The sequence below is a fragment of the Tautonia marina genome (genome assembly GCF_009177065.1).
Taxonomy (GTDB): domain Bacteria; phylum Planctomycetota; class Planctomycetia; order Isosphaerales; family Isosphaeraceae; genus Tautonia; species Tautonia marina.
This window is the reverse complement of the sequence record NZ_WEZF01000023.1, coordinates 78,459-102,147: the sequence shown is the minus strand read 5'-3', so window position 1 is coordinate 102,147 and position 23,689 is coordinate 78,459. Positions and strand designations below refer to the sequence as shown.

General features: G+C 65.4%; 21 protein-coding genes. 10 read left to right on the top strand and 11 right to left on the bottom strand.

The window, feature by feature from the left end:
- Positions 1–60: 60 nt before the first annotated feature.
- Positions 61–1,575: a sulfatase family protein gene (locus GA615_RS23005; protein WP_152053676.1), complete on the bottom strand. Its 1,515-nt coding sequence runs from the start codon at positions 1,573–1,575 to the stop codon at positions 61–63.
- Between the two features lie 144 nt (positions 1,576–1,719).
- A complete protein-coding gene (locus GA615_RS23000) occupies positions 1,720–2,484 on the bottom strand; it encodes a lysophospholipid acyltransferase family protein (RefSeq protein WP_152053675.1) in 765 nt (254 codons plus the stop codon).
- A 613-nt stretch (positions 2,485–3,097) separates the two neighbouring features.
- Between GA615_RS23000 and clpX the strand changes: the two genes are divergently transcribed.
- On the top strand, positions 3,098–4,525 hold the full coding sequence (clpX, locus tag GA615_RS22995; protein WP_152053674.1) for an ATP-dependent Clp protease ATP-binding subunit ClpX: 1,428 nt from the start codon (positions 3,098–3,100) through the stop codon (positions 4,523–4,525).
- A 117-nt stretch (positions 4,526–4,642) separates the two neighbouring features.
- On the opposite strand, the gene GA615_RS22990 is transcribed toward clpX, so the two are convergent.
- The 3 genes from GA615_RS22990 to GA615_RS22980 form a co-directional block, all read right to left on the bottom strand.
- A complete protein-coding gene (locus tag GA615_RS22990) occupies positions 4,643–5,335 on the bottom strand; it encodes a potassium channel family protein (protein WP_152053673.1) in 693 nt (230 codons plus the stop codon).
- Positions 5,336–5,374: 39 nt separating this feature from the next.
- A complete protein-coding gene (locus GA615_RS22985) occupies positions 5,375–6,808 on the bottom strand; it encodes a TrkH family potassium uptake protein (RefSeq protein WP_201750289.1) in 1,434 nt (477 codons plus the stop codon).
- Positions 6,809–6,994: 186 nt separating this feature from the next.
- Positions 6,995–8,017, bottom strand: coding sequence for an isocitrate/isopropylmalate family dehydrogenase (locus tag GA615_RS22980; protein WP_152053671.1), 1,023 nt, complete (start codon positions 8,015–8,017; stop codon positions 6,995–6,997).
- 404 nt (positions 8,018–8,421) lie between these two features.
- Between GA615_RS22980 and GA615_RS22975 the strand changes: the two genes are divergently transcribed.
- Both GA615_RS22975 and GA615_RS22970 read left to right on the top strand, forming a co-directional pair.
- Complete coding sequence (locus GA615_RS22975; protein ID WP_152053670.1) at positions 8,422–8,988, top strand: hypothetical protein; 567 nt, start codon at positions 8,422–8,424, stop codon at positions 8,986–8,988.
- A 183-nt stretch (positions 8,989–9,171) separates the two neighbouring features.
- Positions 9,172–10,221 carry a diacylglycerol/lipid kinase family protein gene (locus tag GA615_RS22970; protein WP_152053669.1) on the top strand — a complete coding sequence of 350 codons (1,050 nt, stop codon included), beginning with the start codon at positions 9,172–9,174 and terminating at the stop codon, positions 10,219–10,221.
- Here GA615_RS22970 and GA615_RS22965 read toward each other — a convergent pair.
- The 4 genes from GA615_RS22965 to kdsA all read right to left on the bottom strand — a co-directional run bounded on the left by GA615_RS22965 (position 10,211) and on the right by kdsA (position 15,249).
- Entirely contained in the window at positions 10,211–11,203 is a 993-nt protein-coding gene (locus GA615_RS22965) for a hypothetical protein (RefSeq protein ID WP_152053668.1), read from the bottom strand. The genes GA615_RS22970 and GA615_RS22965 overlap by 11 nt on opposite strands.
- Before the next feature lie 170 nt (positions 11,204–11,373).
- On the bottom strand, positions 11,374–12,180 hold the full coding sequence (locus GA615_RS22960; protein WP_152053667.1) for a sensor histidine kinase: 807 nt from the start codon (positions 12,178–12,180) through the stop codon (positions 11,374–11,376).
- A gap of 212 nt (positions 12,181–12,392) precedes the next feature.
- Complete coding sequence (locus tag GA615_RS22955; protein WP_152053666.1) at positions 12,393–14,198, bottom strand: hypothetical protein; 1,806 nt, start codon at positions 14,196–14,198, stop codon at positions 12,393–12,395.
- A 241-nt stretch (positions 14,199–14,439) separates the two neighbouring features.
- Positions 14,440–15,249, bottom strand: a complete 810-nt coding sequence (kdsA, locus tag GA615_RS22950) for a 3-deoxy-8-phosphooctulonate synthase (protein WP_235905631.1) — start codon at positions 15,247–15,249, stop codon at positions 14,440–14,442.
- Positions 15,250–15,537: 288 nt separating this feature from the next.
- Here kdsA and GA615_RS22945 point away from each other — a divergent pair, with 288 nt between their 5' ends.
- On the top strand, positions 15,538–16,401 hold the full coding sequence (locus GA615_RS22945; protein WP_152053664.1) for a fumarylacetoacetate hydrolase family protein: 864 nt from the start codon (positions 15,538–15,540) through the stop codon (positions 16,399–16,401).
- Positions 16,402–16,409: 8 nt separating this feature from the next.
- On the opposite strand, the gene GA615_RS22940 is transcribed toward GA615_RS22945, so the two are convergent.
- On the bottom strand, positions 16,410–17,180 hold the full coding sequence (locus tag GA615_RS22940) for a DUF4058 family protein (protein WP_152053663.1): 771 nt from the start codon (positions 17,178–17,180) through the stop codon (positions 16,410–16,412).
- Between the two features lie 177 nt (positions 17,181–17,357).
- Here GA615_RS22940 and GA615_RS22935 point away from each other — a divergent pair, with 177 nt between their 5' ends.
- The 4 genes from GA615_RS22935 (at position 17,358) to GA615_RS22920 (ending at position 20,840) form a co-directional block, all read left to right on the top strand.
- A complete protein-coding gene (locus tag GA615_RS22935; protein WP_161602495.1) occupies positions 17,358–17,837 on the top strand; it encodes a TIGR03067 domain-containing protein in 480 nt (159 codons plus the stop codon).
- A 243-nt stretch (positions 17,838–18,080) separates the two neighbouring features.
- Positions 18,081–19,367 carry a 3-dehydroquinate synthase gene (locus tag GA615_RS22930; protein ID WP_152053661.1) on the top strand — a complete coding sequence of 429 codons (1,287 nt, stop codon included), beginning with the start codon at positions 18,081–18,083 and terminating at the stop codon, positions 19,365–19,367.
- Positions 19,368–19,449: 82 nt separating this feature from the next.
- Positions 19,450–20,088, top strand: coding sequence for a tRNA (guanosine(46)-N7)-methyltransferase TrmB (gene trmB, locus GA615_RS22925; RefSeq protein WP_152053660.1), 639 nt, complete (start codon positions 19,450–19,452; stop codon positions 20,086–20,088).
- Between the two features lie 86 nt (positions 20,089–20,174).
- A complete protein-coding gene (locus tag GA615_RS22920) occupies positions 20,175–20,840 on the top strand; it encodes a lysophospholipid acyltransferase family protein (RefSeq protein WP_152053659.1) in 666 nt (221 codons plus the stop codon).
- 19 nt (positions 20,841–20,859) lie between these two features.
- Here the strand turns inward: GA615_RS22920 and GA615_RS22915 are convergent, their stop codons facing one another.
- On the bottom strand, positions 20,860–21,420 hold the full coding sequence (locus GA615_RS22915; protein ID WP_152053658.1) for a Uma2 family endonuclease: 561 nt from the start codon (positions 21,418–21,420) through the stop codon (positions 20,860–20,862).
- Between the two features lie 311 nt (positions 21,421–21,731).
- Here GA615_RS22915 and GA615_RS22910 point away from each other — a divergent pair, with 311 nt between their 5' ends.
- Together GA615_RS22910 and GA615_RS22905 are read left to right on the top strand one after the other, a co-directional pair.
- Positions 21,732–22,682, top strand: coding sequence for a PIG-L deacetylase family protein (locus GA615_RS22910; RefSeq protein WP_152053657.1), 951 nt, complete (start codon positions 21,732–21,734; stop codon positions 22,680–22,682).
- A gap of 98 nt (positions 22,683–22,780) precedes the next feature.
- Positions 22,781–23,599 carry a glucosamine-6-phosphate deaminase gene (locus tag GA615_RS22905; RefSeq protein ID WP_152053656.1) on the top strand — a complete coding sequence of 273 codons (819 nt, stop codon included), beginning with the start codon at positions 22,781–22,783 and terminating at the stop codon, positions 23,597–23,599.
- Positions 23,600–23,689: the final 90 nt, after the last annotated feature.

Sequence of the window (23,689 nt, the reverse complement as noted above, 5' to 3'; positions counted from 1 at the left end):
GGGTCGAGCGTTGGGTACGGGACCGAGAATCGCGGCAAAAGGAAGCCGGTTCGTCGCCGATCAGGCCGGTGGTGGGAACAGGGCGACATCGCGGAGCGGGAGGACCTGGGAGAAGTCGTCGCGCTCGACGGCGGCCACGAAGCGGCGGAGGACGAGTTCGAGATGCTCGGTCAGTTCGGAGTGACGCTCCGAGACGTCGTTTTGATCCCAGCGATCTTCGGGTTTGCGGTACAGCTCGACGGAACGAGGAGGGTCGTCGGGGTCGGCCTCGATGGGAAGAATGAGGTGCCAGTAGTGGGAGCGGAGGGCGAACTCCTCGACATCCATTCCCATGCAGGCGAAGTCTCGGAGCTTGGTGACCCGTCCCTGGATCAAGGCGAGCAGGTCGTGCCCGTGGATCGAGGGTTGCTCGGTGTCGAACGGGGAGGCATCGGCGTCGAGCGCCGAGAGGATCGTCGGGAGCAGGTCCACCGACTGGACGATCGCCTGGTGCCGCGATCCTCCACGATCGCCTCCCGGCAGGCGGATGATTAACGGCGTGTGGACGAGTTCCTCATAAAGCCAGGGACGGAAGCGGCGGACGAAGCCGTGTTCGCCGAGCGGTTCTCCCTGGTCAGACGTGAAGATGATGAGGGTGTCGTCGAGCCGGCCGAGGCGTTTCAGGTGGTCGAACAGGACGCCAAGCTGGCGATCGAGCGCGGTGACGGCCCCGGCGTAGGTCCGGCGGAGGCGGTAGAGTTCTTCCTCAGAGATCACCTCGCCGACGGGGCCGGGGGGCACGTCGATCAAGGTGGCGACCTCGTCAAGGAACAGGTCCTCGCCGTCGTCGTCCGCTTCGGGCTCGTCGTCGATCAGGTCCCCTTCGTCGCCGGCCTCGAAGTCGTCCGGCTCGACGGCGACGTAGCGGTCGCGGTCGGCGGGGGGAGGGTCCCACGGGCCGTGGGGGCTGAACAGATCGAGCCAGAGCAGGAAGGGAGACGTGGTGTCGGCCGAGCGGTCGAGCCAGTCGATCGCGGCCCGAACGGCGCGGCCGGAACCGGCGTTTTCCTCGGTATTGAGCTTCAAGGCGGTTCGGTTGCGGAGGTACTGCTCCCAGCGGAGGGTCCAGAGTTCCCGGTCGGGATCGTCGTCGGGAGGCAGGCGGAGGCCCGGCTCGTCGGCGATCGAGACGCCGGAGGCGCGGGGGTCGTCGGGCAGGATGTACGGGTCGTATCCTTCCCCTCGGATCCAGACGACCTCATCAAACCCTCGGCCGAAGCCGTGCCCGGCCTGGCGGAGCATGGGCACGTCGGAAATCAAGGCCGATCGAACGCCGCGATCATACAGCAGATCGGGCAGGATCGGTTCGTCGGCGCGGAGGGGAGTCCACCCCTGGTCGGGGTCGGGGAAGCCGTAGCGCCCGGTCCACCAGCTGCGACGGGTCGGCAGGGTGGTGAGGTTTTCGGGGTAGTGGTGATCGAAGACCACCCCCTCGCTCGCCAGGCGATCGAGGTTCGGCGTCTCGATCCAGGGGTTCCCGTACGGACCAAGGAACCCGAGGTGCAGACCATTGCAGGCGATGACGATGACGTTCATGCCGACGATTGTAGCGTCTTCCCCCGATCCGAGCGAAGAGGGCTCGGGCCGGTCGACCACGATCGTTGCCGAGGGACCACGATCCGGGACGATCGACCGCGAGGGGCTCCGGAAGACGATCGATCGCGGCCAGGATGGCTCGGCTCAGGCGTTTTCCTCGATCCGTTCGGTTGGAAGCTCCGAGAGATCGACCGGAGGCAGGAGGTCTCCTCGGGCGAGCGCGTCGATCACCGTTCGAGGGGCGTCGTTGACCCGGTCGCCGAGGGCCTGTTGGAGGTCGGCCGTCAGCGCGGTGATGGCCTCCTTGCGGGGCAAGTTCAGGTAGTCGGAAACCTGGATCGGCGGGCGGATCTCGATGTCGGCCCTCGATCCGAACTTCAGGAGGCGATCCGAATAGTTCAGGCGAATCGGCACGATCGTCAGGCGGTTGGCTCCCAGTTTCTCCTGCACCTGGAGCGAGATCCAGGCGGCCCCCGGCTTCAACGGGTGAACCTCGCCCGGAGGCAATCGGAAGATATTCCCCTCGGGAAAGATGACGAGCGACTGGCCCGATTCCAAAATCTCGCGGCAATGCTTCAGGGCCCCGGGGGTCGGGCGGTTGGTGTTGATCGGGAAGGCTCCCAGGCGACGGACGAACCAGCCTTGCAGGCCGTGGGCCACCTCGTTGTGGGAGGTCAGGAAGCGGAGCGATCGGAATTTCGGAGCCTTCCGAGCGGCTTCGTAGAGCATCAACGTGTCCGACCGCGTGCGGTGCGTCGGGGCGAGGATCAAAGGCCCTTTCGACGGCAGGCGGTCGGCGTGATGGACGCGCACCCGAAAATAAAGGCGCAAAAAAAGCCAGTGAATCGGCCAGAGCACCAGAAGCAACCAGGGCGCAACGTAAGATCGGGGCGCATCGACAGCGCTCATCGGCGGTCGGCTCCGTGGCCCTTTGATCGAATCCCCTCGAAGGGGCCCGAGGGCTCAAGAAGGGGGGAGAATGATCAATCTGTACCGGATACTTTACTCTGGGAATCGTCCGGCCGTCAGTGCCAATCGCTGCCTCGAGGGACTTGAGCCCGCACTCCACCGGCTTTCATGGTCGTTGGGAATTGCCTCGGGGCCGAGGGGATTGGCCGTGCCAGGGGCTTGGCAATTCTGTCGATCGCCCGGATCGTGCCGTCGTCGGGCTCGCAGGCTGTCGCCAGGAGATTCCAAGCCGATCGAGGATGACCGTCGGCCTCGCTTGCTTCACCCCCGACCATGCTCTAGAATGGCTGAGTGATTCAACGGCGGAAGCCGTGTCGGGATTGCCTGCCAGGCGCGGCGTCGAGCGGACACCTACTGACGGAGCGACCACCGCACCCGTGTTGAAAGACGGTGGCACATCGTTCGACCGGACATCACCCGAATTCGGATCGGAACTCCGACTGGCATTCGTCGGCTCGAGGTTCCGAGCGTGCTCTGCCCGCCGGAAGCATCGGCGGACTGGTCGCGTGTTCGTACCCTCTTTCCCTGACGCGATGCGACGAAAGGATCATGTATGCCCACGGGTAAGGACAGCAGCGGCGGCTCGGGGGGCAACGGCGGCGGGCGTCGCGGCGGCGGAACCGGGGGAGGCCCCACCGGACCAGGCGGCGGCAGCAACGGCGGCACCAACCGGCGCAATGCCTACTGCTCGTTCTGCCGAAAGAGCTACCGAGACGTCGGCCCGCTCGTCGAAGGCCCCGGAGATGTCTACATCTGCGGCGAATGCATCGAGCTTTGCCAGTCAATCCTCGACCAGGAACGCAAACGGCGAGGGGTGCCCAAGGCCCTCTTTACCGACATCCCGGCCCCCCGGGAAATCAAGGAACAGCTCGACCAGTACGTCATCGGTCAGGACCGCGCGAAGAAGGTCCTCTCCGTGGCTGTGCACAACCATTACAAGCGGCTTGTGCTGGGCGAGGAAGGGGGGAGCGAGGTTGAGCTCGACAAGTCGAACATCCTCCTGATCGGCCCGACCGGCTGCGGCAAGACCCTGCTCGCCCGGACCCTGGCCCGCATCCTCAACGTGCCGTTCGCCATCGGCGACGCCACCACGTTGACCGAGGCCGGCTACGTCGGCGAGGACGTCGAGAACATCCTCTTGAAGCTCCTGCACGCGGCCGACTTCGACCTCGAAGCCGCGCAGCGAGGCATCATCTACATCGACGAGATCGACAAGATCGGCAAGACCTCGCACAACGTCTCGATCACCCGAGACGTCTCCGGCGAAGGGGTGCAGCAGGCCCTCTTGAAGATGCTCGAAGGGACAATCGCCAACGTCCCACCCCAGGGGGGCCGCAAGCACCCCGAGCAGCAGTACATCCAGATGGACACGTCGAACATCCTGTTCATCTGCGGCGGGACGTTCGTCGGCCTCGATAACCTGATCGCCCGCCGCGTCGGCCGCAAGACGATCGGCTTCGGCGGCCAGACCAAGAGCGAGCACGACAACGAAATCGGCTCGTTGCTCGACAAGGTCACGAGCGACGACATCCTCGAATTCGGCATGATTCCCGAGTTCGTCGGCCGATTGCCGGTCATCTGCCCCTTGCAGCCGCTCGATGTCAGCGCCCTGGTTCAGATTCTGACCGAGCCCCGCAACGCCCTGGTCAAGCAGTACCAGAAGCTCTTTGAGATGGAAGGGGCCGAGGTCGAGTTTACCGAGCTTGCCCTGGCCGAAATCGCCAAGCGGGCCAAGGAGAAGGACACCGGAGCCCGAGGCCTCCGGTCGATCGTCGAGGAAATCATGCTCGACATCATGTTCGACCTGCCCGACATCGAGGAAAAATCTCGATACGTGGTCACTCCCGAGGTCGTTCGCAAGGAACACAGCCTGTTCGATCGATCGGCCCCCTTGAGTTCAGCCAAGGCGTCGAAGTCGGACTCCTCGACCGACTCGGAAAGCGAGGACGACGCCGCCGAGCGGAAGAAGGAAAGCGCCTGAGCGATCGGACAGAATCGAAGTCCACAGGGGACGCGAATCGGCTGGTCCGATTCGCGTCCCCTTTTTTTTCCTTGGTTCTTGCGATGGCGATGACGTCGTTCGGCCGAGTGTTGCCGATCAGCGCCGACCGGGGGGCAGGCTGTCGCGTTCGATCTCCTTCTCGACGTGGGCGAGGTCCTCGTCCTTGCCGGCGATGAGGATGGTGTCGGAGTCCTTCAAGGGGGCGTCGGGATCGGGAATCGGGATCATCTCGTCGCGCAGCATGTCGTGCACGGCGATGACCGAGAGGCGGTACTTGCGGGGCAATTCCAGTTGCCGCAACGACCGGCCGATCCAGCTCGTGGGAACGGCCAGCTCCTGGATGCTCAGGGTGGTTCCCATCCGAATGTAGTTGAGAATTCCCCGGCTGGCGATCCGGGTCGCCAGACGAAGAGCGCTCTCGCGCTCGGGGAAGATCGACTCGGTCACGCCGATCTTGTCCATGACCCTCGCGTGGTTGAGTGAGATCACCTTGACGAAGATGTCCTCGACCTTCAAGTCCTTCATGGCCATCGTGGCGAGGATGCTGGCCGTGATGTCGTCTCCGGTGGAGACGACACCGACATCGGCCTTCTCGGTCCCGAGACGCTTGAGAGTCTCGATCTGGCGGCCGTCTCCCACGGCGGCCGTGTTCACGTAGGGGGCAATCCGGTCGACGGCGTCCTCGTCGGTATCGACGGCGACGACCTCGTGCCCTTGCTCGTGCAGCTTGGCGGCGATCGTGTGACCGAAATTCCCCAGGCCGACGACGACGAAACGCTTCTTCTCCATCGGAGGCAAGCTCTCTCTTGGGTGGGTCGGATCGAGGCGTCAGCCGATGACGACATCTTCCTGAGCGTATCGGAAATTACCGGGCGATCGATAGGCCGCGACGGTCAGGGCCGAGGCCACAGTGGGCAGGCCGACGCGACCGAGGAACATCAAGACCACCATCGTCAGCCTGCCGAAGCCGCTCAGATCGCTCGTCAGGTTTCGGCTCAGGCCGACGGTGTCAAACGCACTGACGCATTCGAACATGGCGTCGAGGAACCGATCCGGTGGGCTCCCTTCGCTGATGACGATCAGGAGGATGGAGCCGGTCACGAGGGCGAAGCCCAGCACAATCAGACCCACGGCGCGCTGAATGGTTTCTTCCGGCACGGTGCGATTGAGGAATCCGGTCACCCGTTGCCCTCGGATGCGAGACCAGGCCAGCAACCCCGGCAGGGCAACGGTCGTGACCTTCAAGCCGCCGGCCGTCGAGCCGGGAGCCCCGCCGATGAACATCAAGAGGATCGTCAGGAAGCTGGCGCCGGTCGTCATCTCGGCGTAATCGACATTATTGAATCCGGCGGTCCTTGGCGTCACGCTCATGAACAGCGCGTTGATGGGCCGGGCCCAGCCGGGAATGGCGTCGAGCGTGTTGTCCCATTCCAGCACCGCGAAGCCGATCCACCCACCAACCAGGAGCAAGCCGGTCATCATCAGGACGATCTTCGAGTGCAACGACACGCGGAATCCGCGACGCGCTCGCCTGGCCCTGACGTTCATCCACAGTTCTTCGAGCGTCAAGAAGCCGAGCCCGCCGACGACGATCAGGATCATCAACAGGCTGAGCGTGATCGGCCAGGTCTGGAAGCTCATCACCGAATCACTGAAGGTCGAGAACCCGGCATTGCAAAAGGCGCTGATCGAGTGAAAGACCGCGTGCCCGACCCCGGCGAATAGCCCGAACTGAGGGACCCAGACCAGGGCCATCACGACCGCTCCAATGGCCTCGAAGGTCAAGGTAAAGAGGATGACGTGTCGGGTCAGTCCCCGGTAATCGACCGTCGGAACCACCTCGCGGGAGCCGGCGGTGATCGCCTCCTGACGGAGCGACGGACGCCCCCCGAGCGAGGCGATCAGGACCGTGGTGAAGGTGATCATTCCCAGGCCGCCGAACTGAATCAACAGCAAGATCCAGAGCTTCCCCCAGATCGAGAAATACGTCGCCGTGTCCACGACAATCAGGCCGGTCACGCAGACCGCGCTGGTGGCCGTGAACAGCGAATCAATCCAACCCAGCCCCGGATTGCCGTCGGCATAGAAGAACGGAAGCACTCGCAGGCCGAGGGTTCCGATGCCGATGAGGGTCAGGAAGCTGATGATGAAGAGCCACTCGGGGGTGATCTGCTCCCAGACGTTCCAGACCGAAACGCGCCGGGTTCGAGCGGCGGCGTCCAGCTCCCACTTGTAGATGCGACGACGGCGGGCCGGACTCACGGGCGGCAATCCTCCGGCCATTTGCCGGATTGTGGAACGGAGGGTGAGCGGAGAGAGAGCCCCGGCGCGATCAACAGAAACGCCGAGGGGAGAACGCAGGCTTGCGAAGCCTCCGCCTGGAGGAGCGGTTCCCGATCCCCTAAAGGAGGACTACCAGGGGGTGGAAGCCGCAACACGATCACGGGCTCAGGCGAGTCGCGCGGCCACCTCGGCGGCGACGGCGGCGGTGAAGCTTTGGGTCGATTCCTTCCCCCCGAGGTCGCCGGTACGGACCCCCCGGCGGAGTAGGTCGAGCGTGCCGTCCTTGACGGCCTTGCCGACCCGAATCTCACCCAGTTGATACAGCAAAAGCGAGAAGGCAAGGAAAATCGCCGTCGGGTTGGCCAACCCCTTGCCGGCGATGTCGGGCGCTGTGCCGTGCGCCGCGTCGAACAGGGCAACCCGGACCACGGCCGAGGCGTCGAACGCCAGGTTGGCGCTGGCACCGATGCCGAGCGATCCGGCCAGGCCGCAGGCCATGTCCGAGAGAAAATCGCCGTACTCGTTCAGGACGAGAATCACCTGAAACGGCTCGGGCTTCATGATGAGCTTCGCCAGGAGGGCGTCGAACAGCTCGGAGTGGTGGGGAACCTCGGGATACTCGGCAGCCACCGATTCGGCCACGGCCTGAAAGAGGCCGTCGGTGGCCTTCTGGATCGTGTATTTCGAGGCGCTCGTGACGCTCTTGCCGGTCTTTCGGGCGAGGTTGAAGGCATATCGGGCGGCTTCGAGGACCGGCTGGCGTTCAACGATCCGGAGGCTGACGGCGCCGCTATTGCCGATCATCCGGCCGGGGTCGTCGTAGGTCCCTCCGGTGGCGATCCGGATGATATCGACGTCCAGTTCTCGACGAAAGTTGCTGGGGACGCCGGGCAGCGTGTAGACCGGTCGGTGGATGACCGAAAGATTGAGCCGACGCCGAAGGATCTGATTCGGGCTTTCCTCGGCGGTGATCGTCGGGTGCTTCAGGGCGACGCGGTTCGACTCGATCGAGGCGATAGCCTCGTCGTAGATCGCCCCTTTGCGGGCCCTTCGGTTTTCCAGCGACAGGTCGACCGGCTCGAAGTGAAGGTCGATCGGAAGCGCCTCGGCCAGGGTATGGACGGCCTCCGATAGTTCGGGTCCGATTCCGTCTCCCAGCAACTCGGTGACCGTGTACGCCGCTCGCATCGCTCGACGAATCCCCATCCGGCCCGAGTCTTGCGGCAGGGCGTACGCCCCCCGACCGCGACACTGCGGACGCGATTGATCCGAGGATTGTAGAGGAGCGCACAGGGGGCGTCAAACAGTTCGCCCGGACCGGGGGGCGACCTTCGAATCGGGTGACCGATCGCGGCCGGGAATCGGTGCCGGAGGCGCCGACTGAAACGGTCACGACGGGTTGGATGCCCTCGCCTGCAATTCCGGCGACTTGGCATGTGCCGGAGCGTGGGGGTATAATCGAGGGTCATCTCGCGTCGATGGGCGAATTCGGCAATGCCGGGGCTGCTTTCGGCCCGGCCGTCGGCGGCGAGTCTCCCCTTCAGATCAGTCCTCGAACATCGGTCGCCCATCGACCCACACGGAGAGGTCCGATGTCCACCGCCGGGAAAGTCCTGTCGGTTCTGGTTGCCCTGATGATGCTCGTCTCGATCTACTTACTGTCGATGGTTTCCCAGCTCAACCGGAACTGGGGCCGCGGCATCGAGACGGTTTCGGCTCAGATTGAAGAGACCGAGCAGCAGGTGCGCCAGGCCAATGCCGACGCCTACGCGATTCAGAAACAGGTCGTCTCCGAACGACAGATCACCGACTCCCAGCTCCGCTCCCTCAAGCTTCGTGTCGAGGATCTGGAGAACCGGGTCAGCCTTCTCAAGGAAGATCAGGTTCGCCTCCAGCTTCGGCTCGACGACGAGGAAACCCTGCTCGCCCGGACGAACGAAACGATCGCCGGCCGAGAGCAGGAGCAAGCGGAGTTGCAGGCTCGTGTGGATGAGCTGAACACGCTTCGCGATCGCCTTGCCTCAGAGAACGCGGATCGCATGGGGCAGCTCTCAACCCTTCGAGAACGCCTCACGACACTCCTGGCCGAGAATCAGGAGCTGCTCCAGCAAGTTGCCAGTCGGAGCACCGAATCCGAGGCGACCGAGACCACCGAGTAACGTCAACGTCTTCTCCCGATGGGATTTGGATCCGACATTCTGAACGACCTCGAACCTGTCCTGAGGCCCAACGCTTCGCCTGCCGGACCCTTCTCGCTGGACCGGTGGGCGCGGTGCCTGTTCCTCAAGACAGGTTCGTCGGTTTGCCAACCCTGCCGCATTCCCCGAGATGGACCCTGATTGATGGACGAGGAGGGACCTCGCCCAGCATCGGCCGAGAACGCTTCGAACGATCCCGTTTCGGGTGCAACGACCCTGGTTTCGTCGATCGGTGCCGATTCGAAGGCGTCGGGATGGGTTGGATTGATCGCCAATGCCAATTCCGGGGTCGGTGCGGGGCGTGATCGCGTGGCTCGCCTGGTCCAGGCCCTGAAGCGCAAGGGGCTGGAGGCTCGCGTGGCCTGGTCGCCGGCCGATCGACGGCTCATGGTCGAGCAGGCCGAGCAATCCCCCTCGTGCCGGTGTCTGGTGGCCGTGGGTGGTGACGGCACCGTCTCGGCGTTGATTAACGAAAAGCCACGAGTGCCGATCTGTGTCTTGCCCGCCGGGACCGAGAATCTCTTTGCCCGGCACTTCGGCCTCTCTCGACACCCCGAGGAGGCCGCCGAGACGATCGCTCTCGGGCGAGTGATCACCCTCGATCTCGGAGAGGCCGACGGTCAACGCTTCGCCTTGATGGCCGGCATCGGCTTCGATGCCGAGGTTGTGACCCGGCACCATCTGGCCCGGATCGGCCATTCTCAGCGGGTCCGCCCAACCAGTCGGGTGGCCTACGTCGAGCCGGTCCTCCGCGCGAGTTTCGAATACGAATTCCCGACCCTGACAGTTCGGGTCGAGGACCCCGAGCCTCCCGAGGTCTTCTCCGGGTCGATTGCCTTCGTCTTCAACCTGCCCAGCTATGCCCTCGGCCTGCCGATCGCTCCAACGGCCCGAGAGGATGACGGCCTGCTCGATCTGGTCGTCTTCCGAGACCCCGGCCCGCTGGCGGCCTTGCATTATCTCTGGCTCATTTTCCGAGGCTTGCACCTGGATCGCCCGGGCGTCTGGCACCGTCGGGTCCGTCGCGTTTCGGTTTCCTCCGACGTGGCGGTGCCGGTTCAGCTCGACGGCGACCCCAGCGGGAAGATTCATCCCAGAACCCCGACCCCCTGGGCCGCTCGGGTGCTGCCCCGCGCTGTCTCGCTCCTGGTGCCCGAACGCTATTCCAGTACCAGTGCGAGGCTCATCTCCTGAGGGCGTTCGAGGTCGCTCCTTGCGGCATCGGTGGCGGGGGCACCAGGGGAATGGGCGGAGGAGGCCGGAAGGCTCGGAACAGGCCCCGGAGCCCTCGATGCTGCGGAATGGGCGGCTGCCGGATCGTTACGGCAGGGCCGGCCTCATCAAGCGCGAACGCCGCAGTTGAACGAGGGGCCGGCGTCCAGGGCTCCTCCACGTCCGAGGATCGTTCGGGGAGAATGACGGGGGCGTTCGAAAACCCGAGGATCGTGTCCGAGATGACCGGCGGTTCGGGGGCCTGATCCCCCTGTTCGATCGTCGAGGGGCCACCCGTGCCTGCAACGGGCTTCGCTCCGGAATCGGTGGCAGGCTGCTCCGATCTCCAGGGCTCGTGGCTGCGATAGCGTTCGAGCAGCGGGCCAGGGTTGAAGGTGTCGGGCAGTTCCTCCATCGGCCGGGCGATTAGAGGCTCGGCCGTGGTGTCTCGCTCAAACATCGGCGAGACGGGAACCGACTCCGGGATCAGAGGCGAGAGGATCGTCGGGTCGAAGTCCGGCGGCGGCCCCGGAATGGGAGGAGGCACCACCGGCTCCTCGATGACGGGCGTTCCCGTCCGGATGGTTTGCGAGTCGAAGGGGGCAAAGTGGCTTTCCGAGGCGTCCGAGGTCCTCGGTTCCGGAGCAGGGAGGGTAATCACGGCGGGTGCTGCCGATTCGTTCGGAAACTCGATCATCAGGCGGATCGGGGCCGACGACGATCCCCCATCGAGGACGGTCACGACCGCCGCCGACGGGGCCGGTTCCTGAGCCTTCGGCGCGGGGGGAGGGTTTTCGATCGCAGGGGAACCACCGGGATGAACCCCCGACGATGAGGGAGGAGCCTGGCCGGGAAAGGAACCGCCCAGCAGCAGCACCCAGCCTCCCACGACCACGAGCGTCGGCAGAACGAGCGGATGATGAAGGAGCGGAATCGCCCCGGATCGGGTTTGGGAATCACTCATCGCTCGTCCTTGGGCATCGAGGGGCCGTCTGTGGTCGGACTCGTCGTTCCCTCCATCGGGAGGATCGGAATCAACGATCGCAAGGATGAAATGCTTTGCGGTAATTGGCGCGATGGTACGGGCTTGGGGGTCGCGTGCCGAATTGCTTCTTCGACCCCGGTCCCCTGCGGTCAGGCCGCCCCTTGCTTGGCCGCGGTGGCACAGGTGGGAAGGATGAGGGTGAAGGTCGATCCTTTGCCGGGACGGCTCTCGGCCCGAAGCCGACCCTGATGAGCCTCGACGATCTCCCGGCAGACAGGCAATCCGAGGCCCGTTCCGCCAAGTCCCGAGGCGTCGGGCCCGGTCTTGGTTGTGAAGAAGGGTTCGAAGATGCGCCGAAGGTCGCCGGGGGCGATTCCGGTGCCGGTGTCGGCGACCGAAAGCTCGGCGCGGCGGCCGCTCGTGTCCGTGCCGACCCGGATACTCAGGGTACCCCCGTCGGGCATCGCCTGGCGGGCGTTGATGACCAGATTGAGCAAGACTTGCTGAATCTGGGCCGGATTGGTCCGGGAGTGGGGTCGGCCGTCGGCGTGATAGTCGAGGGCGATCCGATGCTTCTGCAGATCCTTGGTCACCAGAAGCAGAACCTCATCGGTCAGGCGGACCAGGTCGGTGATGCTCTTGCGGTCGGCCCGAGGACGGGCCAGGCCCAGGATCCCGCCGGCAATGGCGGTTGCCCGGTTGGCCCCTTCCAGGATCTTCTGGAAGGCGCGGTCGCGGTACTCCGGGTCCTTGCTCCGCTGGCCGAGCTTGGCGTAATTCAGGACCGGCATCAGGGCGTTGTTCAACTCGTGGCAAACGCTCCCGGCCAGCACTCCCAGCGCGCTGACGCGCTGCAACTCAACCACCTGTCGGCGGAGGGCCTCGACTTCCTCCCGCAGCGCAGCCGGATCGTTCGACGGCCCGGAAGACCGGTTCGATGGCGATGGCGACGGCATGGCGCGTTCCCCCTCAGCTGGCCGACGAGCCCCCTCGACACTGCATGTACCTGGGGTTCTATCGGCACCGGATGGGGCGATTGTTCAGCCGGGACGGATTGCCCGGACCAATCGGCCGTCGATCGTGCTCTCCTTCATCATGCCCGAATTGACCGGAAGGGACCGCCTCGTGAGCCGATCGCCGCCGGTCGATTCGGGTCGGGAACCGTTGATCAGGGGGTTTCGGCCTCGGCCTCGCCGGCGGCAGGCTCCTCGGTGGGAGACGCTGGTTCCGCTTCGCCTGCTACCTCCGCTTCATTCGCCTCATCCGCCTCGACGGCGGTTGGATCGAACGGAGGGGGAGGGGGGCCGAACGGATCTTCAAAGACCAGGGCGTTGGCCCGCAGCAGGTTGCCGACCGACTGGGGAGTGGTATTGCTCCGGGAGTAGGCGAAGACGGCCCGATTGTCCTCTCCCTTGGCCTCGTAGAGCATGCCGAGGTTCGCATCGGCGCCGAGGCGAAGCAGGGTGGCCGGGCGTCCCCGAACGGCTCGGACTCCGGTGGGAGGGAGCTTCAAGGCCTGTTCGAACAGGTTAATCGCCTGCTCCGGCATCGAGTCGTCGAGCTGAGCGAGGCCGAGGAAATAGGTTGAGAACAGGTCGATCGACTCCTGGATCTCCTGGCGAAGCTCGGCGGGAATCTGCGAGGCCTCGGCCATGGCGCCCACCCGGCGGAACCGTGCTCGGGTGAAATCCTGCTTCGCATCGGCCAGGTCGCCGCGAAGCTGTCGGAGTCGGGCTCCCAGCAATGGGAAATCCGGGCTGAAGTAGAAGTTGACGAACTGGATCGCCCGAACGTACGCCGGGTCGTTGAACAGGGCGTACTCGACGTTCAACGGCAGATCCCACAGCTCGACCGTGTCGAGCCGATCGCCGAGGGCCGAGGTCCAGGCGTCTCGCTGCTCGACCGGGTCTCGGTAAAGGACCATCCGGTTCGCTCCGGCCAGGTCGTTCTGCAAGAGCCGCATCCTGGGGGCGAAGTAGCCCCGGCTGGAGTCGAGGTAAACCCGGACCGTGTCCAGGTTGGCCGCCTCGGTGGCGTAAGGAATCGCAGGGGAGGGCAGGTCGAGCCGATCCAGCACGATCGGCTCGGTCGCGGCCTGTTCCAGCGTGGCGATTCCCTGGCCGTCGGGGCCGGGAATGGCCAGGCCGATCCGGGTGTCGAACAGGTACGGGGTGCCGTCGATCAACGCGGCGCAGGTCCAGTAGTACGGTTCCTCGGCATCGGCGACCGGATAACCGAGCATCGCCACGTCGACCCCGATCTGTCGGCAAAGGGCCATGAACGTCCACGAGCGATCGGCCCACAGGTCGCCCGGAATCTCCGAGCCGAAGCCGCGGATGATCACGTCGTAAGGCCGAGCGGGCACCGGGTTGATTCCCTGGGCCACCAGCGCCTCAGGCATCGGGCCTTCGGGGGGCACAAGCTGGACGTTGTACATTGTCCAGTCGAAGATCCGTTGGACCCGGTCGAGCATCGAGCCGGGCCCGGCGACCCGAGCCGCGATGTTGTGGTAGAGCAGGCAGTCTTCAATATGCCTCGCATCCTTCTGCTCGAAGGCTCGGGTTCCGAAATCGCTGGTCTGGAAGGGTGAGTCGGCCAGTTGCTCTTCAAGGTACGCTCGGGCGGTGTCTGAGAGTTGGAAGTCGCTGTCAGGGTTGGACTTGAAGTAATTGTTCAGGTTCTCGGTGGCGATCTTGATGTTCTGGCCACCGGGCGTCAGTGCGGCACGTTCGAGCAAGGTCACGACGTTGCGGAGCAGGGCCTCGCGCATCTCGGGATCCATGCCGACCCCTCGAAAGGCGTTGATCCCCTGGCCCGCCTGACCATCGGAGCGATCCGCTCGGCCAGGATCGCGCGTGGCTCCGGTGATCGGGCGAGGGGGGGCCTCGTTGCCCCCACAGCCAAAGGTCATTGCGCCGAGGATCAGGGCCAGCCCGATCGGGAGGAATTGCCAGCGGGATGATCGCCTTCGCACGGGGGTCGCTCTCCGGGTGCGTCGTCGCGTGGTGCGGACTTGGATGGAGGGAACATTCGGTTCGACGGGGCACGAATCACCGATGCTCACGCATCTCGGATCCGCAAAAGACCCCTCCATTGTGACCGATTTCGGGCCGCTCGGCGAGTTATGCCTGGATGAAGGCGGTGAACTCGCCCTGCTGATGATTTCAGCTACGCGGTTCGAGGCTCGAAGGTTCGAAGCCTGTCCAGGCTTTGAGTCATTCCTCGATGGCGGCTCGAATGCGAAGACAGATGCGGATCAACGGCTCCAAATCGTCGAGCCGAAGCGCGTTCGGCCCATCGGAAAGCGCCTCCTCGGGCTTCGGGTGCACCTCAAGAAACAGGGCGTCGCATCCGGTGGCGACTGCGGCTTTGGCCAGGTAAGGAACCATCTCCCGCTCTCCGCTCGTGACCCCCTGGCCGGCGCTTGGCAACTGGACCGAGTGGGTCGCGTCGAAGACCACCGGGGCGCCGGTCTTCTGCATGATCGGGATGGCCCGGAAGTCGTTGACCAGCCGTCCGTAACCGAAGGTCGTTCCCCGCTCGGTCAGCAGGACCCCGGAGGCCCCGGCCGCCTGAAGTTTGGCGACGACGTGTTCCATGTCCCAGGGGGCCATGAACTGCCCCTTCTTGACGTTGACCGCCCGCTTCGTCTCAGCGCAGGCAATGAGCAGGTCGGTTTGCCGGGCAAGAAAGGCCGGAATCTGGAGCAGGTCGACGACCGAGGCGACCGGCTCGGCCTGGATCGACTCGTGAACGTCGGTCGTGACCGGCAATCCGGTCGCGCGTTTGATCCGCTCGAAGGTCCGCAAGCCTTCGTCGATGCCTGGCCCTCGGAAGCTCCCCTTCGACGTGCGGTTGGCCTTGTCGAACGAGGCCTTGAAGACGACCGGAATGCCCAGGTCGTCGCGGAGTTTCGCCAGTCGCTCGGCGATCCGATCGGTCAGGTCGCCCGGCTCGATCACGCAAGGCCCGGCGATCAGGGCCAGGGGCTGCCCCCGGCCGATCCGGCTGGGGCCGATAGACACGGGATTCTCAGGAGGGCTCACGGGGCGAGTCCTTTCTCGATCGAGCGATCGGACGCGGCCTTTGGGGGGGCTTCGGTTTCCGAGGATCTTACCAGCCTGGCCGGAACCGGCCAGCCCGGTTCGCCTTCCGTCCCGAGCCGAGCGATCGTGAGGACGCAACGCCCCCTGGTTCCGGCTGGCCGATCGGTGTAGCTTACGGCAAGGACCACCGGAGCCGGGACGAGTGCCCGCGCCGGTCGTGTCGATTGCCTTGGCTTGATCCCGCCTCCCTGGAAGGACAACCCCCCGATGCGCCTGCTGACCGTCGCCACGGATCGTGGCCCGAGGGCGTGCGCCGAGTTTGACGGCCGCTTCGTCGATCTCAACGCCGCCGATCCCACCCTGCCAGACTCCGTCCGAGCCCTCCTCGCCCTCGGTTCCGAAGGGCTTGCCCGAGCCCGCCAGGCCGCCTCGACCGGCTCGGTGGCCTTCGCCTCCGGCGCGGCCACCTTGCTGGCCCCGGTCCCCGACCCGCAGAAGATCATCTGCCTGGGGCTCAACTACCGCGACCACGCCATCGAGACCGGCGCGAAGATTCCCGAGGAGCCGATCCTTTTCAGCAAGTATCCGTCATCGCTCATCGGGCACGAGGCCCCGATCCAGTTGCCGAAGGTGAGCCACGAGGTCGATTACGAGGCCGAGCTGGTCATCGTCATCGGCCAGCCGGGGCGCGACATTCCCGCCGATCGCGCGATGGATCACGTTGCCGGCTACGCCGTCGGCCACGACGTTTCGGCCCGAGACTGGCAGCTTCGTAAGCCCGGCGGCCAGTGGATGTCGGGCAAGACGTTCGACACCTTCGCCCCCGTCGGCCCGTATCTCGTCACCGCCGACGAGGTTCCCGACCCCCACGCCCTGGGCATCCGCCTTCGGCTCAATGGCCGCCTGATGCAGGATTCGAGCACCTCGCAACTCATCTTCCGGGTGCCCGAGACGATCGCCTACCTCTCGCAGATCATGACCCTCGAACCCGGCGACCTGATCTTCACCGGCACCCCTCCCGGCGTCGGCATGGCCCGCAAGCCCCCCGTCTGGCTCAAGCCCGGCGACGTGGTCGAGGTCGAGATCGACGGCCTCGGCACCCTCCGCAACCCGGTCGAAGCGCGCCCTTGACGGACGACTCACGCCCGGAAGGCCCTCGCCGATTCCTCGGCCCACGAGCGGTCTTCCGGGTGGAAGGGCAAATCGAGAGGCGCCTGGTAATCAATCGACCGGGCATATCGGCCGCGATCGAAGGCGATCGTGTAGACCTCCGCCAGGTCGATCGAGAGGTCCGGGTCGGGGGCCTTCAGGGGAATGAGGATCTTCGGCAGCCGATGGCGGACCGTCCAGGAGTAGACCTGGCAATCGGGCCGTTGCTCCCATCGGGCGATGATGGCGAAGAAATCACCGGGAGGGAGCGGCCGCTCCATCGGCAAGCGACGGCCGCCGACCAGCAAATCCAGCTCAACCAGGTGGACCTGCTGCCAGAGAATCGCGTTGCGTCGCGAAAGGTAATCCCGGTATCCGGGCTCGATCTTGTTCGCTGGTGAAAGCAGTTCCAACACCGTGATCAGCTTCCGATCGGGCCGGTGAACGATCTTCAGGAAGACCTCGCGATCCTCGTCGTAGATCGTCGTCGGGATCGTCTCCGGTTCCAAAATCGCCGCGCCGCCGCTCGTCGAGGGGCCTGGCTTCGGCGCGTGGACAATGGCCACGTCGGGACGGATGAGGGCGTTCTCCTGCGCTTCGAGATCGACGAGTCGGACATGCTCCCCGACCCGGACCTCGTAGTCATCGGGCAAGCAATCACCAATGGCCTCTCGCCAGTAATTGAGGAATGTCAGATGGAAGTCGGGCCAGTAGTGCTCTGCTTCCACATACGGATCGACGCCGGGAAACGGGCCGGGCATCGAGGAAGCCTCCGTCGAGGAAACCGTGATCGGGGGAACGCCCTCTGTTGGTGTATCATACCGATGCTAATGGTCCTGGTCGCGGGAGCGTGGGATCGGCCGAGTCGGTCGATCCCGCCCGCGGATTGCTCGGAAGCGATGGATGGACCCGTTCCAAGAGTCTGGAGCCCTGGAGCCATGATCGGATTGCTTCGCCTCGCTGCCGTGCTTCTGGTGATTCCGGCCGTTGACGACGCCGCCAAGCCGTCCGACGACCTGGCCCGCCATCAAGGGACCTGGGCCGTTGAGCGATCGATTCGAGACGGCAAGGACGGGCCGACCGAGGTCATGAAGGAGATCGTCCGGGTGGTCGACGGGAACCGGATCGTCTGGAAGCGCGCAGGCAAGTCATTCGCTGCGACGACGTTCGAACTGGACCCGGCCGCCGACCCGAAGACCATCGACCTGATTCCCGAAGGTGGTCGGAACCGGGGGGATCGGGTGCTTGGGATCTACCGCTTTGACGACGATCGGCTGGTCCTCTGCACGGCCGATCCCGGCAAGCCCCGGCCGTTGAGCTTCGCCGCGGAACCAGGCGACGGCCAGACCTTGATGACCTTTCGGCGGAAGGTCCTGGACGCGGACACTCCCGAGGCAACGTCCCGTCCTCGGGAGTGATCGGTCGAAGGTGTTCCAGGGGCGGGGACTTGCTCCGAGGGGGATCGGGGGGGACAATGGTCAACGTCGGGTCAACGCTCGGAACCCTCACACCCCCGTGTTCGGCCCGGCGCGACCGATCCCGCCTGGTGCCCGACCCGCTCGGGACGAGGCCCATCCCCCCATTGACCACCCGAACGCCCGATCCGTTCCGTTCCGCTCCTCGATGCGGAGCTGAGCCGGGCCGCAGGAGTGCGCCGCGCAATGACGACCCCGATCGACCCCTCGGAACGGCTCGATGTGCCGTTCGCGGCCCCGTTCGTGCATCGCCTGCGAATGACCCGAGACGTCCTCGGCGCCGAGTCCGAGGTCCTCGCCGACCTGCTGGAGCCTTCCGGAGATCGGCTCGCCCGCGTCCAGTTCTGGGTCGATGGCCCGGTCGCAGAAGCTCGCCCGAATTTGCTCGATGCCCTCAACGCCTTTGCCGATCGTTTCGCTGATCGGCTCCAGGTCGTCGGCGATCCGATCGTCGTCACCGGTGGCGAGGCGATTAAGAACGACATTCAGGGCCTTGAGCAGATGCTCCGCGCCTTCAACGAGGCCGATCTCGACCGCCGGAGCTACGTCGTCGTCATCGGCGGCGGCGCAGTGCTCGACGCCGTCGGCTTTGCCGCCGCGATCGCCCACCGAGGGATCCGGCTCGTTCGGTTGCCGACCACCACGCTCGCCCAGGCTGATTCCGGCGTCGGGGTCAAGAATGCCGTCAATCTGTTTGGCAAGAAGAACTGGCTCGGCGCCTTTGCCGTCCCCTGGGCCGTGGTCAACGACGAGGCTCTGCTCGAATCCCTGCCCGATCGCGATTACGTCTCCGGCTTCTCCGAGGCCGTGAAAGTCTCCTTGCTCAAGGACGCTGACGCCTTCGACCGCCTCTGCCGAGACGCCACCCTCATCCGTCGCCGAGACCCGAACGCTTCCCGATCCGCCATTCGAGACTCGGTTCGAATGCACCTGAACCACATCACCCGAGGGGGCGATCCCTTCGAAGGGCTCGAAGCCCGGCCGCTCGACTTTGGCCACTGGTCGGCCCACAAGCTCGAACCGCTCAGCGGCTTTTCCCTCCGCCACGGCGAGGCGGTCGGCATTGGCGTGGCGATCGACACGGTCTACTCGTCGATCGCGCTGGGCCTCGATCCGCTCGTGGCCGATCGCGTCCTCCGCTGCCTGGCCGACCTGGGCCTGCCGCTCGATGACCCTGCCCTCGATGAGACGGACCACCTGTTCCTTGGCCTCGAAGAATTCCGCCAGCACCTCGGCGGCCGGCTCACCCTGACGATGATCCCCGCCGTTGGCCAGCCGATTGACGTGCACGAGGTCGATGCCGACGCCATGCGCTCCGCCATCGCTCAGGTCCGTGATCGCGCCCGAGGCCTCGGCACCCCCCGCGTCAATCGCACCGGGGCCCCGGTCCATCCCGGCGGTTGTGCGGGACAGGGCAAGGGATCGCGGCGCGAGGCCGATCGGCGGGACGCCTTGCTCTGGTCGGGACGTTGAAGTTGAAGCGGCCTCGTGGTTTCGGCTACGATCGTCTCCTTCCTTCCCCACGATCCCACCGAGCCCGACGGCCCGATTCGCCATGCCCCGACGCCGATCTCCCGTCGACACGACGGGAACGTTCTTCCTGCTCGATCAATTGCAAGCCCCCTTGAACTGGACCGTGTTCTTCGGCAACGAAGGCCCGGTCGAGGTGGAGGTTGGGCCGGGCAAGGGGGTCTATCTGGCCTTTGCCGGCGCGGAGCAGCCGGGGACGAACTTCGTCGGGGTCGAACTGGCGAAGAAGTACGCCGCCCTGGCCGCCCAGCGCGTGGTGAAAGCGGGCCTGACGAATGTCCGGGTCGTGGCGGGCGATGCGCAGAAGTTCCTGGATGAGTTCGTCCCTGATCGGTCGATCGAGGTCTTGCACGTCTACTTTCCCGATCCCTGGTGGAAGAAACGGCACCGCAAGCGCCGGGTGGTCAACGAGCGATTCGTCGATCGGGCGTCGAAGGTGGTGAAGGTGGGCGGAGAGCTTCGCCTGATGACCGACGTGGAGGAGTATTTCCGCGAGAGCGTGGCGTTGATCACCGCGCACCCGGGGTTCTCGCCGATCGACGAGTCTCGGGTCGAGGCCGGCGACGCCTGGCAGATTCAAACGAACTTCGCCAACAAGTTCCGGGTCGAGGGCCGACCCTTCTTCGGCGAACGCTATCGGGTGCTTGCGACCGCCGAGGCTTGATCTGGTCGGGAACGGCCCGGTCGGGTAGGCTCCCGATCGATGGGTGGCAGTTGGTGGATCGACGATCCGGCATGGAGGCCGAAGCGATGAAGATTCAGCACCCTTTGCTGTTCTCGACCGTCGGAACGGTCGGTGCGTGGGGCATTCGTCGGCTCGTCGGGTCAAACCATTTCCACTTCCGCTACGACGACCCGAACGTCAACCCCGAGGTCGCTCGAAGGCTGGGCCACCGCTACATTTACGCTTTCTTCCATGAGGTGATGCTCTTTCCGGCCTACTTCTGGGCCTGGCCGGAGATGCAAATCCTCATCAGCGACCACCGAGACGGCGAGTACATCACCCGGGTCGTCCGAAATCTCGGCTTCGGTGTCGTCCGGGGCTCGACGACCCGGGGAGGCGCCCGGGCCTTGAAGGAGATGATCGCTCGAATCGACCGCGGCCACCTCTGCGTGACTCCCGACGGTCCCCGAGGCCCCCGGCGGCACGTCCATCAAGGGTTGATCTATCTGTCCGCCAAGACCGGCTGGCCGATCGTCGGCGCGGGCATGGCCTTCCATCGCCCCTGGCGGGCCAACAGTTGGGACCGTTTCGCCGTCCCTCGGCCCTTCCGGGCGGCCTGCTGTGTCGCTCCGGCTCCCGTGACGGTTCCGAGCGACATCGACCGTGAGGGGATCGAACACTACCGCCTTGAGGTCGAGGCCCGCATGAATCGCGCGACCGACGAGGCCGAGGCCTGGGTCGAACACCTCTGAGCCTGCGTTGGTGCGTCCGTCACTCCGAGACGCTCGGAGGAAAGCACGATCGGATCGGGCATCGGAAGCCGGGCAGGACGGTGCCGCCGTCCAGCTCGTCTCCGTCGTTCAGGACTCGGATCGACGCGGCCCCGTCGTACACGTAGACCTGCCGAAGCTTCGGCAGCACAAGCCAGACGAGGGCCGATCCGGCCTTGAGAAAGTCGTGGACCCGATCGAGCACATCCTCGAACGGGTCGGACGGGCTGACGACCTCGACGGCGAGGTCGGGAACGACCTCCCAGCCGTTCTCCCGAGGAATCGATCGGTCGAGCGGCCAACGGTCGGACGAGACGAACGCGACATCGGGCCGACGACGGAGCAGGGGGGCTCGTCGCAGCGTAAAGAGCATTTCCGAGACCACAGTACCGTTCGCCTGCTCATCGACGAACGTGGCAAGGCGGTAGCTGATGCGGCTGACGACCCAGACGGATTCCGTCCCCATCGGCGGTTGCTCCACCAGTTGATCGTCGATGACCTCGAAGAATCCGTCGGGATCACCTGATCGGAGCTCGGCGTCGGTCGATGCGGACATTGCCATCAGTCAGCCTCCCGGAATCCTGGCCGGCATGGGTCGTCCTGGCCGGAGCGCTTCAGTTTATCAGGGCAATGCAGCGTCGGTCACCAGACGTTCATCGGCCCGCCTCACGAATGGCCGAATCGCGCGTTGACTCCGAGCGGTGCGGGTCGCACAATGGAGGGGCCGGCGAGGTCTCGCTCGCTCGTTTCCTCTCATGTGAACAGTTGATAAATCGGTTGGCTTCCGTTCCCCCCGCTCTGGTGTCGGTCGTCGCACCGGACGAGGCCATCCGAAGGAGCGACCCCACGTCGCGCCGGAGCTTTGGCGAGCCCATGCAACCCTTCTCTCACTTATCGACCGAAAGTTCTCGCTGGAAGCCCGTTTACGAGGACCTGCTCCGCATCGTCCTTTCCAGCGGGGCCCACGGCCAGATCGTCGACGTCCGCGATGCGCTGCGGGGGGTGGTCAAGGCCGACCGTCCCCTGGTCATGATGTGCCCTCACCCCGACGATGGGGCCATTACCGCCGCCTGCATGCTCCACGAATTCGCCGTGGAACGCGGCTTGCCGGTGATCGAGGTCCTCGTCTTCGCCGGAGAGCGGAATGTCGACGCCCCCTGGTTGAACAACCAGAAGAAAGTCACTGTCCGCGAGAAAGAATTCCGCCTCGAATGCGACGTCCTCGGCGCCGAGCCGGTCTGCTGGGACCTCGACGCCTACCGAAGCCCCGGCTATCGCCCCACCGCCGCCGATCTCGACAAGATCGTCGGCTGGTTCGATCAGCGCAAGCCCGGCGCCCTGATTATCCCCCCGGCGACCGACGCCCACATGGCCCACCGGATGACCCGATGCTTCGCCGCCATTGGCCTGATCGGCGCCGGCCTGAGCGACACGATGGTCATGAGCGGTTGGACCCCCTGGGGCCCCTTGCCCCAGCCGAACGCCTTCTTCACCTACGACGAGCAGGCCGAACGCACCAAGGAATGGGCGATCAACTGCCACGCTTCGCAGGTCAAGCTGACCGATTACACCGAATTCTGTAACCATCTCGGCCGGGCCTATGCCGCCCTGACCCGTGAATGGTCCGAGGGGCACAGCCTCTCTGGCGGCCGACCCTCCCGGTCCGACGTCAACGCTGTCGGCGTCGAGCTGTTCCGCATCGAACGCTTCGATCCCACCCGCGCCGACCTGCTCGCCAGCGACCCGATCCAGATCGCCCTGGGCATTCTCGGCGGCCACCTCGACCCGTCCACGCTGCAGGATCTCGTTCCTGCGACGGCCTGAGGGTGCGACCTTTTGCCCACAAGCCTCCCCCGTTCGAACCGAACCGTTTGCTTGCCTCAAACCGTCCGTTGACCCTTTGGAAGTGGAAAAGGTCCACAATGCCCGCCCCGTCCCCCACTCGATCGCTCGACCTCGACGGAACCTCTGTCCTGATCTTCGACGACTCGGCCGCCGCCTGCCTGGCTGCGGCCGATCAGATCGCCGAGTTGGTTCGATCAACCGTCGCTCAGCGAGGCAAGGCCGTGCTCGGCCTGGCGACCGGGGGAACCCCTGTGCCGGTCTACAAGGGTTTGGTCGAGGAGCATCGAGCCGGTCGCCTCTCCTTCGGCGAGGTCTCGACCTTCAACCTCGACGAATACTACCCCATGTCGCCGCTCGACCCGCAGAGCTACCGGACTTACATGCACCGGCACCTCTTTTCCCAGGTCGATCTGGCGCCGAACCGCGCTCATGTGCCCGACGGCACCGTGCCCGAGTCGGCCCTTGAAGCCTATGGCGCCTCGTACGATCGCTGGATCGAGGCCGAAGGGGGGCTCGACCTGCAACTGCTCGGCCTCGGTCGCAACGGCCACATCGGCTTCAACGAGCCGGCCGACCTCGACACCGAAACGGCTCTGAAGCTCCCCACTCGCCCCGTCTCGCTCCACCCGACGACCGTTGCCGACGCCGCCGGCGACTTCGGCGGCGAAGCGCTCGTCCCTCGCCGCGCCCTGACGATGGGAACCGCCTCGATCCTCTCCGCCCGCCGCATCCTCGTCCTTGCCTTCGGCGCCAAGAAGGCCGAGGCCGTCGCCCAGTCCCTCACCGGACCGATGACCGCGCAGGTGCCCGGCTCCCTTCTCCGATCCGCCGGCGATCGCGTCACCTGGGTGCTCGATCCCGAGGCTGCCTCGCAGCTTCCCGGTGTGGGTGGATAAGCTCCTCGGGCCATCCCAAGCAGCCCGAGGAGGGATCGATCGTGGGTTGCCGAAGCCTCCTGCCACGATTTAGCCGTCCTTCGCCCGCTT

What these genes read in the sequence shown, in the direction of transcription:
- GA615_RS23005 (WP_152053676.1), bottom strand. Translation starts at nt 1,575, where the DNA reads ATGAACGTCATCGTCATCGCCTGCAATGGTCTGCACCTCGGGTTCCTT.
- GA615_RS23000 (WP_152053675.1), bottom strand. Translation starts at nt 2,484, where the DNA reads ATGAGCGCTGTCGATGCGCCCCGATCTTACGTTGCGCCCTGGTTGCTT.
- clpX (WP_152053674.1), top strand. Translation starts at nt 3,098, where the DNA reads ATGCCCACGGGTAAGGACAGCAGCGGCGGCTCGGGGGGCAACGGCGGC.
- GA615_RS22990 (WP_152053673.1), bottom strand. Translation starts at nt 5,335, where the DNA reads ATGGAGAAGAAGCGTTTCGTCGTCGTCGGCCTGGGGAATTTCGGTCAC.
- GA615_RS22980 (WP_152053671.1), bottom strand. Translation starts at nt 8,017, where the DNA reads ATGCGAGCGGCGTACACGGTCACCGAGTTGCTGGGAGACGGAATCGGA.
- GA615_RS22975 (WP_152053670.1), top strand. Translation starts at nt 8,422, where the DNA reads ATGTCCACCGCCGGGAAAGTCCTGTCGGTTCTGGTTGCCCTGATGATG.
- GA615_RS22970 (WP_152053669.1), top strand. Translation starts at nt 9,172, where the DNA reads ATGGACGAGGAGGGACCTCGCCCAGCATCGGCCGAGAACGCTTCGAAC.
- GA615_RS22965 (WP_152053668.1), bottom strand. Translation starts at nt 11,203, where the DNA reads ATGAGTGATTCCCAAACCCGATCCGGGGCGATTCCGCTCCTTCATCAT.
- GA615_RS22960 (WP_152053667.1), bottom strand. Translation starts at nt 12,180, where the DNA reads ATGCCGTCGCCATCGCCATCGAACCGGTCTTCCGGGCCGTCGAACGAT.
- GA615_RS22945 (WP_152053664.1), top strand. Translation starts at nt 15,538, where the DNA reads ATGCGCCTGCTGACCGTCGCCACGGATCGTGGCCCGAGGGCGTGCGCC.
- GA615_RS22940 (WP_152053663.1), bottom strand. Translation starts at nt 17,180, where the DNA reads ATGCCCGGCCCGTTTCCCGGCGTCGATCCGTATGTGGAAGCAGAGCAC.
- GA615_RS22935 (WP_161602495.1), top strand. Translation starts at nt 17,358, where the DNA reads ATGATCGGATTGCTTCGCCTCGCTGCCGTGCTTCTGGTGATTCCGGCC.
- GA615_RS22930 (WP_152053661.1), top strand. Translation starts at nt 18,081, where the DNA reads ATGACGACCCCGATCGACCCCTCGGAACGGCTCGATGTGCCGTTCGCG.
- trmB (WP_152053660.1), top strand. Translation starts at nt 19,450, where the DNA reads ATGCCCCGACGCCGATCTCCCGTCGACACGACGGGAACGTTCTTCCTG.
- GA615_RS22920 (WP_152053659.1), top strand. Translation starts at nt 20,175, where the DNA reads ATGAAGATTCAGCACCCTTTGCTGTTCTCGACCGTCGGAACGGTCGGT.
- GA615_RS22915 (WP_152053658.1), bottom strand. Translation starts at nt 21,420, where the DNA reads ATGGCAATGTCCGCATCGACCGACGCCGAGCTCCGATCAGGTGATCCC.
- GA615_RS22910 (WP_152053657.1), top strand. Translation starts at nt 21,732, where the DNA reads ATGCAACCCTTCTCTCACTTATCGACCGAAAGTTCTCGCTGGAAGCCC.
- GA615_RS22905 (WP_152053656.1), top strand. Translation starts at nt 22,781, where the DNA reads ATGCCCGCCCCGTCCCCCACTCGATCGCTCGACCTCGACGGAACCTCT.